11 protein-coding genes, 3 tRNA genes and 1 pseudogene are annotated in these 13,171 nt (G+C 63.3%); 5 read left to right on the top strand and 10 right to left on the bottom strand.

Going from position 1 to position 13,171, the window contains the following annotated elements; genetic code table 11:
• On the bottom strand, window positions 1-201 hold a 201-nt coding region (gene tnpA, locus BMW90_RS05480; protein WP_139211233.1), incomplete at its 3' end, for an IS200/IS605 family transposase.
• Between the two features lie 996 nt (window positions 202-1,197).
• Between tnpA and BMW90_RS05485 the strand changes: the two genes are divergently transcribed.
• Window positions 1,198-1,273, top strand: a tRNA-Val gene (locus tag BMW90_RS05485).
• A 226-nt stretch (window positions 1,274-1,499) separates the two neighbouring features.
• Here the strand turns inward: BMW90_RS05485 and BMW90_RS05490 are convergent.
• The 7 genes and pseudogenes from BMW90_RS05490 to BMW90_RS05515 form a co-directional block, all read right to left on the bottom strand.
• Window positions 1,500-2,336 (bottom strand): hydroxypyruvate isomerase family protein, encoded by an 837-nt coding sequence (locus BMW90_RS05490; RefSeq protein WP_083415970.1) that lies wholly within the window; start codon window positions 2,334-2,336, stop codon window positions 1,500-1,502.
• Window positions 2,333-2,983, bottom strand: a complete 651-nt coding sequence (otnC, locus tag BMW90_RS05495) for a 3-oxo-tetronate 4-phosphate decarboxylase (RefSeq protein WP_074835460.1) — start codon at window positions 2,981-2,983, stop codon at window positions 2,333-2,335. The genes BMW90_RS05490 and otnC overlap by 4 nt, the downstream gene beginning before the upstream one ends.
• Window positions 2,980-4,251, bottom strand: coding sequence for a 3-oxo-tetronate kinase (gene otnK / locus BMW90_RS05500; RefSeq protein ID WP_074835461.1), 1,272 nt, complete (start codon window positions 4,249-4,251; stop codon window positions 2,980-2,982). The genes otnC and otnK overlap by 4 nt, the downstream gene beginning before the upstream one ends.
• Window positions 4,248-5,156 carry an L-threonate dehydrogenase gene (gene ltnD, locus BMW90_RS05505; protein WP_074835463.1) on the bottom strand — a complete coding sequence of 303 codons (909 nt, stop codon included), beginning with the start codon at window positions 5,154-5,156 and terminating at the stop codon, window positions 4,248-4,250. The genes otnK and ltnD overlap by 4 nt, the downstream gene beginning before the upstream one ends.
• 1 nt (window position 5,157) lies before the next feature.
• Window positions 5,158-6,435, bottom strand: coding sequence for a TRAP transporter large permease (locus tag BMW90_RS26955; RefSeq protein WP_244526446.1), 1,278 nt, complete (start codon window positions 6,433-6,435; stop codon window positions 5,158-5,160).
• A gap of 174 nt (window positions 6,436-6,609) precedes the next feature.
• A pseudogene (locus BMW90_RS27175) lies at window positions 6,610-7,173 on the bottom strand (TRAP transporter small permease subunit); the annotation flags it as partial.
• 83 nt (window positions 7,174-7,256) lie between these two features.
• A complete protein-coding gene (locus tag BMW90_RS05515; RefSeq protein WP_074835466.1) occupies window positions 7,257-8,291 on the bottom strand; it encodes a TRAP transporter substrate-binding protein in 1,035 nt (344 codons plus the stop codon).
• Window positions 8,292-8,541: 250 nt separating this feature from the next.
• On the opposite strand from BMW90_RS05515, the gene BMW90_RS05520 reads away from it, so the two are divergent.
• The 3 genes from BMW90_RS05520 to BMW90_RS05530 all read left to right on the top strand — a co-directional run bounded on the left by BMW90_RS05520 (window position 8,542) and on the right by BMW90_RS05530 (window position 10,093).
• Window positions 8,542-9,579: a LacI family DNA-binding transcriptional regulator gene (locus tag BMW90_RS05520; RefSeq protein WP_074835468.1), complete on the top strand. Its 1,038-nt coding sequence runs from the start codon at window positions 8,542-8,544 to the stop codon at window positions 9,577-9,579.
• 163 nt (window positions 9,580-9,742) lie between these two features.
• Window positions 9,743-9,819, top strand: a tRNA-Asp gene (locus BMW90_RS05525).
• Window positions 9,820-10,016: 197 nt separating this feature from the next.
• Window positions 10,017-10,093, top strand: a tRNA-Asp gene (locus tag BMW90_RS05530).
• A 66-nt stretch (window positions 10,094-10,159) separates the two neighbouring features.
• On the opposite strand, the gene BMW90_RS05535 is transcribed toward BMW90_RS05530, so the two are convergent.
• Window positions 10,160-10,915 carry a hypothetical protein gene (locus tag BMW90_RS05535; RefSeq protein ID WP_074835470.1) on the bottom strand — a complete coding sequence of 252 codons (756 nt, stop codon included), beginning with the start codon at window positions 10,913-10,915 and terminating at the stop codon, window positions 10,160-10,162.
• A 74-nt stretch (window positions 10,916-10,989) separates the two neighbouring features.
• Here BMW90_RS05535 and BMW90_RS05540 point away from each other — a divergent pair, with 74 nt between their 5' ends.
• Window positions 10,990-11,862: a glycosyltransferase family 2 protein gene (locus BMW90_RS05540; RefSeq protein ID WP_074835471.1), complete on the top strand. Its 873-nt coding sequence runs from the start codon at window positions 10,990-10,992 to the stop codon at window positions 11,860-11,862.
• A gap of 54 nt (window positions 11,863-11,916) precedes the next feature.
• Here the strand turns inward: BMW90_RS05540 and BMW90_RS26295 are convergent, their stop codons facing one another.
• Complete coding sequence (locus BMW90_RS26295; RefSeq protein WP_139211235.1) at window positions 11,917-13,158, bottom strand: hypothetical protein; 1,242 nt, start codon at window positions 13,156-13,158, stop codon at window positions 11,917-11,919.
• Between the last annotated feature and the right edge of the window lie 13 nt (window positions 13,159-13,171).

Genomic DNA, 13,171 nt, shown 5'->3' on the forward strand with positions numbered 1-13,171 from the left:
CACACTGATGAACATGTGGACATGGTCACGCGCCACGACGCCCTTGACGATGTGCACGTCGAGTTCTGCGCAGGTTTGGCGGATGATCTCGCGAAGACGTTCCCGCATCGTGCCTTGCAGAACCTTGAACCGATATTTCGTGGCCCAGACGACGTGATACCGATGGTAAAATGTGGTATGGCTGGCTGTAGAATAGCTCATGAGGGCTCCCCCGGGATTTGAGACTTCACCCTTCGGGCGGTCTCAAATCCCGGGGGAGCCCTCATTCGTCAGCTGAAGCGGACCGGCTGGAAGCCGGTGGCTTCGTTCCATTCAATGGATAGTGAAATGACCCCGGCCGAAGGGAGCCGGGGTCGAACTTTCTCAAGGGCCAAACGTGGTGTCGACGATGAATTCGCCGCCGCAAAAAGCGGCGTCAAACCCTTGCGCAGGAGACCAGTAACCTTTGATCCCGCCGCCGCATCCGGTCTTCCGGCCCGCCCTCAAAGAACACGCCGAATACCTGAAAACGACCCGGCATTCAGACCGGGAAGGCGGACACCAAAAGCAACGCTCCATACCAATAACTGCGCACGCCAACGGCTGTGCTGAAATTCGATTTTCGCTCTGCCCAAGTTGGCCTGCGCAGGGCGTAGGTAATGACTGGCGGTCAGGTTTCGAGGGCCGCGAAGTTCCTGGCCCGGTCAGGCGCATCAACTTCGGACGTGCCGCCGTCTGAGGGGCCCATGCTGGCAACGCGAACAGGGTTCACAGAGGTTATGATTGTCGTCTTCGGTGTGCGCATTCGACCTTCCTGGAATATTATGGCGTGTAATTAACAGCTTAGGCTTTCCGGCTACCATCACAGGCGAAGGTCGAACAACCTAGAGAAAACCCTATATTGACGATGCATTGCACCCGCTTGGTGCTGCGAATTAAACCTGTTCTGCGGGCGTTTGCTCGGCCACGATGTAACCGGTGGTGGAAGTTCGGGATTTTCCAGGACCGGCGCTATGCGCCTGCGCATGGCCGGAAACCTGTTTGAAACCTCTGGGCAACGCGACCCCTGCATCTGGCGCGCCAAGGCACCGCAGACCCGGCTCAATGCGAGGTCTGGTCAATGGGGGCCTGCGGCGCGGGGCAGGTGCGATTTTCGGACAACGCGGCCTGCTTTCCATCTTGAAGCCCCCTACGCGGGGCATTAGAAGCAGCGACCAAGGGTGATTAGCTCAGTTGGTAGAGCGCTTCGTTTACACCGAAGATGTCGGGAGTTCGAGTCTCTCATCACCCACCATCCTAACCCTTTGAAACTAAAATAAGCCCTTGCAAGTAGGGGTCTATGCCCGCTTCATGGTTACAACTTTGGCTACAGAAGGTGTTCCGGTGGCAGGCAAGGTTCGTCACCTCATCAACCGTTCCGAACGGTATCATGCGCGGCTGGTGGGTACCAAAGGATCTGCGCAAGATCGTCGGCAAGACGGAGCTGCGCAGCCCCTTGGATGGCGACTACCGGCATGCGCTCAAGTTGCTGTCCGGCGCTGTCGCCCAGCTTCAACACCAGATCGCACTGGCCGAACAGAAGCCCGGGGCAGGGAGGCCGCCGCATTGTTCAGCCAGCCGAGCGTGTCGTCGGTGTTGCCGCTAGGTTTGTATTCCGCGCCAAGCGGGGCGTCATAGCCAAGCCTGCGGGTGACCTCGAACACATGGGCGTAGTTGATCTCACCGTGATCGGGAGCGCCGCGATCCGGGACGGAGGCGAACTGGAAATGGCCGATCCACGGCAGGAGTGTCTCGATCCTGCGGGTGATATCGCCCTCCATCAATTGCACATGGTAGCAGTCGAACATCAGCTTGAGATTGGGCGCCTGCACCGTCTCGATGATCGCCAGCGCCTGGTCGGTCGTCGTCAGGAAATAGCCGGGCGCGTCGTATTTGTTCAGCGGTTCGATCAGGATGGTGATGCCATTCGGGGCGGCGTTTGTGCAGGCATAGGCGAGGTTTTCGGCGAATGTCGCCCGGGCCTCGGCGCCAGAGGCAAAACCCGCCATCACGTGGATGTTGGGGGTGCCGATCGCGGTGGCATAGGCGATGGCCTCGTCGATGGCGGCCCGTGCCTCGACGTCGCGTCCCGGTTTGGCCGACAGCCCGTTGTCACCCGCGCCGACATCGCCGCGCCGAGTGTTGAGGCCCACCATCGGCAGGCCGGTTTCGCGCATGGCGGCCTTCACCTCGTCGACAGGGGTCTCGTAAGGCCAGTGGCATTCCACCGCGTCGAAGCCGGCGGCCTTGGCGGCGCGGATGGCCTCGGGCAGCGGGCGGTCGTTCCAGAGAAAGCCCAAGTTGGCCGAAAACTTCATGCATCCCACTCCACGTCGAATTTCGTGACCAGCGCCTGCACCTGATCCTCGGTCAGACCGCGCGGCTGCATCCCGCGGGTCATCATCGCCAGCCTTGCGGTGTCTTCCAGCTCTTCGATGGCGTTACAGGCGGCCTCGATGTCGCGGCCGGCGACCACCGGGCCGTGGTTGGCCAGCATCACTGCCGTGCGTTTGCCGGCAAGGCCGCGCACCGCGTCGCCCATCGCAGGATCGCCGGGCAGGTAGAAGGGCAGGAGCTTTACCTTGCCGAGCTTCATGATGCCGTAGGGCGTGAGCGGCGGCAGGAAGTTGTCGGGGTCCACATCCGGCATCATCGACAGCGCGACGGAATGGCAGGAGTGCAGGTGCACCACCGCGCCGGCACTGCTGCGGGTGTCGTAAAAGGCGCTGTGCAGCGGCATTTCCTTGGTGGGCTTGTCACCGTCGATATGGCTGCCCGTGGCATCGAAGCGGCTGAGCCGGCCGGGATCGAGCCGGCCGAAACTGGTGCCGGTGGGCGAAACCAAGAGCCCGCCATCCTCGGTCCGGGCCGAGATGTTTCCGGTGCTGCCGCCGGTCAGCCCGCGATCGAACATCGATTTCGCCAGCAGGCAGATCTGCTCGCGCAATTGGCTTTCCGGGGTCATGCGGCCTCCAGTCGGGCCTGGGCGTCGGTAAAGAAGGTCTCGGTGCCGAAGTTGCCGGATTTCAGGGTCAGGGCGATCTGCTGGCCGCCCGACTGGCAATAGGTCCAGGGCACGCCCGGCGCGATCTCGGTGCCGATGTCGAGCTGGCTGACGCCAAGCGCCTTGGTCACCGCGCCCGAAGTCTCGCCCCCGGCGACGATCACCCGCCGCGCGCCGGCATCGCGGGCCGCCACGGCGCAGGCCGAGAGCGTCGCCTCGACGATCTCGCCGGCGCCGGCAACGCCGAGCTTCTCGTGCGCGGCGCGGACGCTGTCGGGATTGGCGGTGGCGTAGATCAGCGGGGCCGTGTCCAGATCCTGGCGCGCCAGCCAATCGAGCGCCTTTTGCGGGCCGTTCTCGGCCAGGGACAACGGGTCGAGCTGGAAGGCGGGGACGCCCCGGCTGATATAATCCGCCACCTGCTTGTTGGTCATGGCCGAGCAGCTGCCCGAGAGCACGATGGTGCCCCGCCCGAGCGTCGGGGCCTCTGCCTTGGGCGCATCCGCCGAGAGCGTACCATCGGCGAGGTAGAGTGCGGGCAAGGGCATGGCCACCGCGCTGCCGCCGGTCATCAAGGGCATGTCGCGGCAGGCCTCGGCGATAACATCGAGATCGGAGTTCGCCACCGCATCGACCACCACATGCGCTACGCCCTGCGTCTTGAGCGCGGCCAGTTCGGCCCGCAGCGCCTTCGGCCCCTGCGCCACGGTCAGCCGGTCGGCCAGACCCACGGCCTTGGTGACCTGCGGCTCCAGCAGGCGCATCAGGTTGCTGTCGCGCATCGGGGTCAGCGGGTGATCCTTCATCGGGCTTTCCGCCAGCGGCTGGCGGCCGACAAAGAGGTTGCCCATGAAGATCGACCGGCCGTTTTCCGGGAAGGCCGGGCAGTAGATCGTCTGGTCGGTGCCCAGATCGGCCATCAGCGCCTCGGCGACCGGGCCGATATTGCCTTCGGAGGTCGAGTCGAAAGTGGAGCAGTATTTCCAGAAAAACCTTTGCGCGCCGGCGGCCTGAAGCCAGCGCAGCGCCGCGCGGGTCTCGGCGAGGGCCTCACCCACCGGTGCAGTCCGCGATTTCAGGGCGATCACCTCGAAGGCGGCGGTGTCGCGGGGCGGGCCCTCGGGCACGCCGATGCGCAGCGAGACGCGGACGCCGGAGCGCGCCAGCAGGCCGGCGATATCAGTGGCGCCGGTGAAATCATCGGCGATGCAGCCAAGAACGGTGGTCATGCGGTCTCTCCCGGAAGTGTGAGCCCGGCGTTGCGGGCATAGACCTTGGCGACGGCGGCGTCATCCTCCTGTCCGTGGCCCATGCCGGCGGCGGCGAGGAATTGTTGCAGCGCGGCGGCGGTGATCGGGGCGCTGAACTGCGCGGTACGGGCGATGTCGAGCACGATGCCCAGATCCTTGGGCCAGATGTTGACCGAGCTGCGCGGGGTGTAATCACCCTCGACCACATGCGGCGCGCGGTTCTCGAGCATCCAGCTGGTGCCGGCGCATTTGCTGATCACCTCGACGAATTTCTCCGGCGTGACACCCTGGGTCATGCCGAAAGTCAGCGCTTCGGCCATGGTGGCGATATGCACCCCGGCGAGCAGCTGGTTGACCGCTTTCATGGCGCTGCCGGCGCCGGCTGTGTCGCCCAGGTCAAAGACCGTCTCGGCGATGCTGTCCAGCACCGGGCGAGCGGCGGCAAAGGCGGCGGGCGTGCCGGAGGCCATGATCGAGAGCTGGCCGTTGGCGGCCTTGGTGGCCCCGCCCGAGATCGGCGCGTCGAGGTAGAGCACGCCTTGGGCTGCGCAGCGGGTGGCCATGTCGCGGGCGAACTCGGGCGGCACGGTGGCGCAGGCCAGGACGACCGCGCCGGGCCGGAGCCGTGGCACGATGCCCGCGTCGCCGAACAGCACGCTTTCGGTCTGGGCGGCGTTCAGCACCACCACCGCAACCGCGTCAAGCGTATCGGCGGCATCGGCCAGGGCGGTCGGTTGGCCGCCCTCGGCCTGAAACCTGGCGATCCGGTCGGCGTCGATGTCGACGCCCCAGACCTTGTGTCCCCCGCGCAATGCCGAGGCGGCCATGCCGAAGCCCATGGAGCCCAGGCCGATGACGGCAACGTTTCGGGTGTCTTTGCTCATCTCAATTTCCTTTCAACCATTCCGGCAGCCAGAGTGCGACCTGCGGGAAGAACAACACGATGGCGAGCGCCACGACCTGAATGCAGATGAAGGGGATCAGCGCGCGGAAGATCTCCGACAGGCTCATGTCCTTGGGGGCGACCGATTTCAGATAGAAGGCGGCCGGGCCGAAGGGCGGCGAGAGGTAGCTCACCTGCATGTTCATCGCAAAGAGGATGCCGAACCAGACCGGATCCATCCCCAGCTTGATGATGATCGGGACGAAGATCGGCATGGTCAGCAGCGCGATGCCGATCCAGTCCATGAAGAGGCCCAGCACCACGAGAATGCCCATCATGATCAACACGATGACAATCGGCGAGGCGCCACTGCCCAGAATGGTGGCTTCGATGAAGCGGTTGCCGCCCATGAGGTTGTAGACACCCACCAGCGCCGCGGCGCCGAGGCCGATCCAGATGATCATGCCGCAGGTCTCCAGCGTCTGCTTCAGGCTGTCGCGGATCAGCGTCCAGGTCACCTCGCGCCGGATCGCGGCCGACAGGAACACGCCGACCACGCCCATGGCCGCGGCCTCGGTCACCGAGGCGATGCCGCCGTAGATCGAGCCCAGAACCGTCACCGCCACGCCGACCGGCAGGATCACGCCGCGCATCTTGCGCAGTTTCTCGGACATCGGAATGTCCAGCTCTGCGTCAGAGATCGGCGGGCCCATTTCCGGGTTCGCGTAGCAGCGGATGAGGATGTAGATGATGTAGAAGGAGGCTAGCATCAGGCCGGGGGTCACCGTGGCGAGGAAGAGGTCGCCGATCGAGACGCTGGCGGTCAGGCCATAGACGATCAGCACGATCGACGGCGGGATCATCGTGCCCAGCGAGCCACCGGCGCAGACGGTGCCGATGGCCAGCGCCCGGTTGTAGCCAAGCCGCAGCATTTGCGGCAGGGCGATCAGGCCCAGCAGGACGATCTCGCCGCCGATGATGCCGGAGATTGCGGCGAGAAAGACCGCCGCCACCAATGTCTGGACGGCGACGCCGCCCTTGATGCGGCCGGCAATGAGGCGCATCGCATCATAGAGATCGCGGGCCATGCCCGAGCGGTCGAGCAGCGAGGCCATGAGCACGAACATCGGAATGGCGACAAGCACGTATTCATTGACGAAGGAATAGATCCGCGACGAGACCAGCGGCACGCCCATCGGCCCGAACCAGGCGATGGTGAAGAGGATCGCGATCAGCCCGGTCACGAAGGCCAGCGGGATGCCGGTCAGGATCAGGATCATGATCGAGCCCACCAGCAGCAGCGACCCGGTCTCGATGCCGAGGTTCCGGCCTTCGCTGAACAGCAGATAGCCGCCGGCCAGAAGCAGGGCAAAGACCAGGCCGATGCCGGCCACGGCGAATTTGCCGGGCGCCTCGCCGGCGCTCTGCCGGAAGCCGGTGCCTTTCCAGGCGGTCCAGATATGCCCCACCGACTGGATCGCCAGCACGATGGCGGTGATCAGAAGCAGCATCTTGATGATCGCCGGCGTGATCGGGTTCCAGGCCGAGCCGGAGCGCTCAAGCCGGATATCGCCCTGGGGGCTCCACCAGGATTTCTCGACCATGGTATAGGCCGCGTAGGCAATCGCCACCGCGAAGAACAGCGTCAGAAGCCCGTTGACCACATCCAGCAGCCGGCGGGTGCCGCCGGAGGTGCCGAAATAGATCAGCCCGATGCGGATGTGCTTGTCGGCGGCAAGGCACTGCATGCCGCCATAGAGGTAACAGGCCGCGATCAGCGCGATCACCGTCTCATGCGCCCAGATCGTGGGCGCGTTGAAGAAATACCGCATGATGATCTCGTAGATCGAGATCACCGTTGCAATGGCAAACAGGAAGCTGAAGGCGGTGCCAACCGTCAGGATGCCGCGATCAAGCGCGTTCTGGGCACCGGCGCTGTCGTCTTCATGGGCGCGTTTGAGCGCCTCGAGCTGCGCTTCGATTTCGGCGTCGGTCATTGCCGCGTCTTGCTGTGCCATTGTCCCCTCCCGGAACGTGAGCTGGATGGTGTCAAAAGAAGGGGCCGTGGCCGGCCCCTTCCGGTCTTGCCGTCAGGTGGCAATCACTCGGCCAGAAGGCCCTTGTCGGTCAGGTAGGCGGTGACGCTCTCATAGGCCTTGCCTGCCATTTCGGAGCGGTCTGCCCATTTGGCCCATTGCGACTTGGCAATGCCGCGGAACTTCGCGCGCTCTTCGTCGGACCAGTCGATCACGGTGATCTCGGGATCGGCCTGTGCCTCGGCCACGGCGGCCTCATTCTGTTCGTCGAGCTGCGTGATCATGTCTTCGGCAAAGACCGAAACCGACTCGTTCAGGATGGTCTGGAGGTCTTCCGGCAGCCCGTCGTAGATCGCCTTGTTCAGGGACACGTCGATCACCGGCATCGAGTGGAAGCCGGGATAGAGCGGATACTTGGCGAATTCATGCATGCCCTGGGCGTGATTGGTCGAGAACACGGTATAGTCGGCCGCGTCGATCACGCCTTTTTCCAGCGCGGTATAGACCTCGGAGCCGGGCAGGTTCACCGGCGAGGCGCCGGCGGCGGCAAAGACTTCCTGCACCATGCCTTCGGGGGCGCGCATCTTGATACCCTTGAGGTCATCGACGCCATAGAGCGGCTTGGTCGAGAGGAAGGCCTCGACCCCGGTGGCCGAGGCGCCCAGGAACTGTAGCCCGTAGGGGTTCACCAGCTCGTTGAACAGCGCCTTGCCGCCGCCGTTTTCCATGTAGTCGAACATCTGCTCGGGCGCCGACCATGCGCCGACGAGGTTGCCCAGCATCGCGAAGGCCGGATCCTTGCCGGAGAAGTACGACGGGTCGGTAATGTGGCCTTGCAGGATGCCGGCGCCCACCGCGTCGAGGGTTTCATTGTGCGCCACCACGGTGCCAACCGGCACGACCGTGATTTCGATGCGTCCGTCGGACAGCTCCTTGACGCGGTCGGCCCAGGCTTCCTCGATCGGAAAGAAGTTGTCGCCGGCCTGTGCCGAGGTCTGGAACGTCCACTGGTACTCCTGCGCCAGAGCCGTGCTGGCCATCAGCGACGTGGCAGCAACGAGGCCGCTCAGAAGTGCGGATTTCAAAGTGTAAGCAGTCATGTTTCCTCCCGTCAGAACCCCTCGGGGCCCTGGTTCTTTGATAGGTGCGATCCTTGTGAGATCGCGGCTCCTCACCGGCGACGATGGCGCCGGTATCAATACCGGTATCGCTACCGGTATTGATACCAGTGCCGCATTCTGCCTATTCTGTCAACGTCCCGACCTCAGGATCGGGAGGCAACAGCATGCGGCGCACCGGTCTGGTCGGCGCGTCACGCTGCCCAACCAGGGCCCGGAGGGCGACAAGGCCATGAAAAAACGAAAGACCTTGGCCGATGTCGCGGCGGCGGCCGGCGTCAGCAAGATGACGGCCTCGCGGGCGTTGCGCGGGGACAAGGACGTGTCGAAGGCCAATATCGACAAGGTGAAACAGGCCGCGCGCGAGATCGGCTACTACGGGAATCACCTCGCGGCCTCGCTGTCGAGCAAGCGCACCGATCTGATCGGGGTGGTGGTGCCGAGCCTGTCGAACACCGTGTTTCCGCAGGTCATGTCGGGGGTGACCGACGCCCTGAAGGGCACGGCGCTGCAACCGGTCTTCGGCGTGACGGATTACGATCCTGAGGCCGAATACACCACCATCCGCAACATGCTGTCATGGCGGCCTGCCGGGCTGATCGTCACCGGGCTCGACCAGCCGGACGAATCGCGGAGATTGCTGGCCGACGCCGGTATACCCATCGTCCAGATCATGGATTGCGATGGCGATCCGGTGGATGCCTGTGTCGGGTTCTCGCAGTCCGGGGCCGGGCACGATATGGCGGCAGCCCTTCTCGCAACGGGCCGACGGCGCTTTGGATATGTCGGGCGCAACCTCGACAAGGATCTCAGGGCGGCCAAGCGGAAGAAAGGCTTCCTCGATGCTTTGCGCAGCCAGGGTCTCGATTTCATCGATGCGATCGACGGGGCTCACCGGGAAGGGGATGAGGTCACGCTACCGGCCATCGCCTGCGGGCGCCGCAAGACGGCCGAACTTCTGGCACGTCAACCTGACCTCGATTGCATCCATTTCTCCAACGACGACCTCGCCTTTGGCGGGTTGTGCCATTGTATCGCCGCAGGCATCGACGTTCCGGGCGAGGTCGCCTTGGCCGGATTCAACGGGTTGGGCCTCCTCGAAGGGTTCCCAGGGAAGATTGCCACGTCCCACACCGCTCGCCGCGCAATCGGCGAGACAGCTGCCAGGGTGATTTTGGAGACAGTCGAAAGCGGTGAAACAGACAGTGGCAAGATCCACATACTGGCCCCAACCATCTCACTCGGAGATTTGGCGGTCGCTGCGAAATGAACGGCCGCAAAGAATTCGGCCTCGCGGGTCCGCGTCGACAGGCCGTGCTGGCCGGCTGGGGCAGGGCAGACCGCTGCTCTTGCGGGGCAGAGCAAAAACCCGAGAAAATCTCGGCCAACCCGCTTGACGTCCCCCGCCGCTTCACTTAATCAGCCCCTCACGCGCGGTTGTAGCTCAGTTGGTTAGAGTACCGGCCTGTCACGCCGGGGGTCGCGGGTTCGAGCCCCGTCAACCGCGCCACTTTCCCTCCTTCATGCCCTGAAGAACATGCCCCAAACGGGGCCGCTGGCGCTGCCTTGGCGCGCCGCGCAAAGAGCCTTCTGTCGCACAGAATATCCGGTAAATGCCGCAGGTTGCGAGGCCGCGAAAAACTTCTGCCGGATCGCGATATTTGCCGTTGACGCCCCCCGCCGCTTCACTTAATCAGCCCCTCACGCGCGGTTGTAGCTCAGTTGGTTAGAGTACCGGCCTGTCACGCCGGGGGTCGCGGGTTCGAGCCCCGTCAACCGCGCCACTTTCTCCTTCGGATGAAAAATACCCCCCCCCTCGGGGGCCCGCGCGCAGAGCGTCGCGCCGCAGCTCAGTACGTATAGCCCATCGCCTCTTCGACCCCGAGGTCGAGCCGTTCGCGCATCCACGCCCGGTCCGCCTCGGGCATCTCGGCGGGGGTCTCCGGCCGGGTCATCACCGCAGGCTTGAACTTGGCGCCCAGGCGCTTGGTCACGGGCTTGTAGGCGGTGTCGGTCGCGGGCAGGGCAAGGCCCGCGCGCAGATCGGCGAGAAACGCCTCGGGCGCCGCCTGAACCGCCTCCATCCGCAGGAAAACGCAGGAGGAATGGCGGATGGCAAAACTCAGCAGCACCGCCATCTTGACCGCCCGCAATTCGAACAGATCGCGGAACATCGCGCCGGTGATCGGATGCCGGTCGGCCTGGAGCGGTTGGCCGCGGAACTCGGGCGCCTCGGCCCAGGGGAAATAGCGCGGCCGGTCGATGCGGCTGTCCCAGGGGGCGCGGATGAAGTCGGAGAACCCCAGCGCCTGAAGCGGCGGCCGGGCGTGCCAGGGCTTGGCATGCATCGACAGCGCCCAGGCATCGGCGGCGCGAAAGGTGCAGACCACGGTGAAATCCGCCGGGATCGCCAGCATCCCCGGCACCCCGTGTTTCCAGCCCAGCACCTCGGAATTGCCGAGCCAGGTGTTGCCGTCGATCAGCCGCTTGACGAAATTCGTCCCCGAGGACCGCTCGCCCATCACCTGAAACCGCTTCGGCGCGCTGCCGCTGTGACGGATGGCCCAGCCTGTGCCGGCCAGATCGGTGAGGATTGTGTCGCGCATGCAGGGCTTTCCGGCTAATCTGTGCAAAAGTGGTAACCGGGCCCAGAGACCCGCGCAAGAGCAGGACAAGTGACATGCAGACAACCGCCGCCGCGCTGACCATGGTGCGTGACGATGCCTTCTTCCTCAAGGCCTGGCTGAGGCACTACGGCGCGGCGCTGGGCCGCGAGAACTGCACCATCATCAACCATGGCCGCGGCGAGGAGGTGGTGCGCCTGGCCGAGGGCTGCAACATCATCGGCATCCCCGGCGACCCGCATCCCAATTTCGACATGAAGCGCTGGCGGCTGCTCAACAATCTGGTGCAGGGGCTGCGCTGCTACTACGACCATGTGATCGTGGGCGATGTCGACGAGCTGGTGGTGGTCGATCCCGCCGCCGGGGTCTCCTTGCTCGACGTCCTGCGCGAGCAGCCGATCCGGCGGGTGCTGACGCCGGTGGGGCTCGAGGTGGTGCACCGGGTGGCGGAAGAGCCCGCGCCGATCGAGGACCATATCCTCGGGCCGCGCCGCCACGTCCGCCTGGCGCCGCATTATTCCAAACCTTGCGTGGTGTCACAGGGCGTCAAGATCGCGCGGGGCGGGCATTTCACCCAGGCCGACAAGCTGCACACGCCGGACGAACTGCTGCTGCTGCACCTGAAGTTCTGCGACTTCGGCAATTACGTCGCGGTGATGAACCACCGCAACGCGGTGACCGAGGCGGTGGGGGCCTCGGTTAAACAGGCCTCGATCGGGCGGCACTGGTTCGCCGAGGCGCGGGGCGAGGACCGGGCGGTGTTCGAGGCCTTCAGCGCCGCGCCGGCCGCGCCCTTCGACCTGACCGGCGTGCGGCGGGGGATGCACCGCAGCTGGAAGCCGCGGGGCGACACCGGGTTCTGGCAGTTCGACCGCGAGGAGAGCGACCGGGTGATGGCGCTGCCGGAGCGGTTTTTGGGGGTGGTTTGAGGGTCCTCTAAAAATTAGTTTGTTGATATTTTCGACTATATCGGAAAAGGGTTGTCAGCCATTTCCAGTCTCATTCTCATGATATGCAATAATTCGGCGGTGCATTGCTAGCATGGCATCCCACCAAATTGGGCCGTTCGCCATGAACTCGGTAGCATAGAGTTTGAGCGCAACCTCATTTGCGATCACGAATTGGGTCAAGTATAGCCCGCCCACTGTATGCACCAAAAAGCCGCCGGGTGGCGCACTCGCAATGCTCCAGGTTTTCCTAGCAATCGACGCGATGAAGTTCCAAGTCCAATCTTCAATTTCTCCAAGCGCGGCGACTCCGGAAGGAGTATTTTCTGATGCAGTTTCGATGTTGACGCGAGCTGGTGCGGTGGCTTGGTCGGAAACGACGCTCGACTTGGTTGCTGCGTTAACGACTCCTACGGCGGCGTCGTATAACCTTTTGGGCTCTGCTCTGCGCCTATGATGAGAAGCCCGTGCTTCGACCTCTCTGGCGCCGGGGTGCCCCAGAAACCAAACTCTGTGGGTCTCAAGAAGATCGCTTAGGCAGGATGCAACACTTGGAGGCAGTTCATCGTTCGGCCTGTCTCTTTTGATCGCATTCTCATGTATTTCTAGAATGGACTCGAGGGTGTTAGCATGGGACCATACTGCACGAGCGCCTATTTCGGGGGCTTCACTGCTGACGACTTGAAGATATCTTTCAACTGCTCTGGGAAGCCTCGGTGCAGCATTACCCGCTAAGTTAGCAATCTGATTGAGATCTTCCGCTTTGGTTCTAATGTGTGAGAGCAACACGTTCTGATCACTATCGTCGCTTGAGCTCATCAGAGGATCAATCAATGATATTGGCGGGTTATCTCCGATGTGAAACTGTGGCCCCTTCTGCAGGAGCTCGGGAGGATCAGGGTCTGCCTTCTCAGAAAGCCAATCTAGCAATGCTTTGGTTCGCGCAGATGGATTCGGAACTTTCGCAATAGCGCTCAATTCCGAATCTTGTTCACACGCGGGTATTCCTTCAAATTGCACGTCTTTCAGCTGTTTCAGGCTAGCAAGGGGTGTCAAATCAGAAATTTTAGTTCCGCGTAGTTCAATGGAATTACATCTTGTTAAAGAAGATACTTCTGGCGGCAACTGTGTGAGATGGAGGAGCGGCTGAAAGCCGCTTCTTGGTTCGCCAGTTTCCAATACGTAAGGGCATAGATTAAGGAAGGGCCACCATTCTCGCTCGGCCCGTGACACAACCTCAGAAGCTAAGTCAAAGGCTTCTTTCTCTTCCGGTGTCATGAAATTCCCCAAC

Source organism: Marinovum algicola (genome assembly GCF_900109145.1).
Classification (GTDB): domain Bacteria; phylum Pseudomonadota; class Alphaproteobacteria; order Rhodobacterales; family Rhodobacteraceae; genus Marinovum; species Marinovum algicola.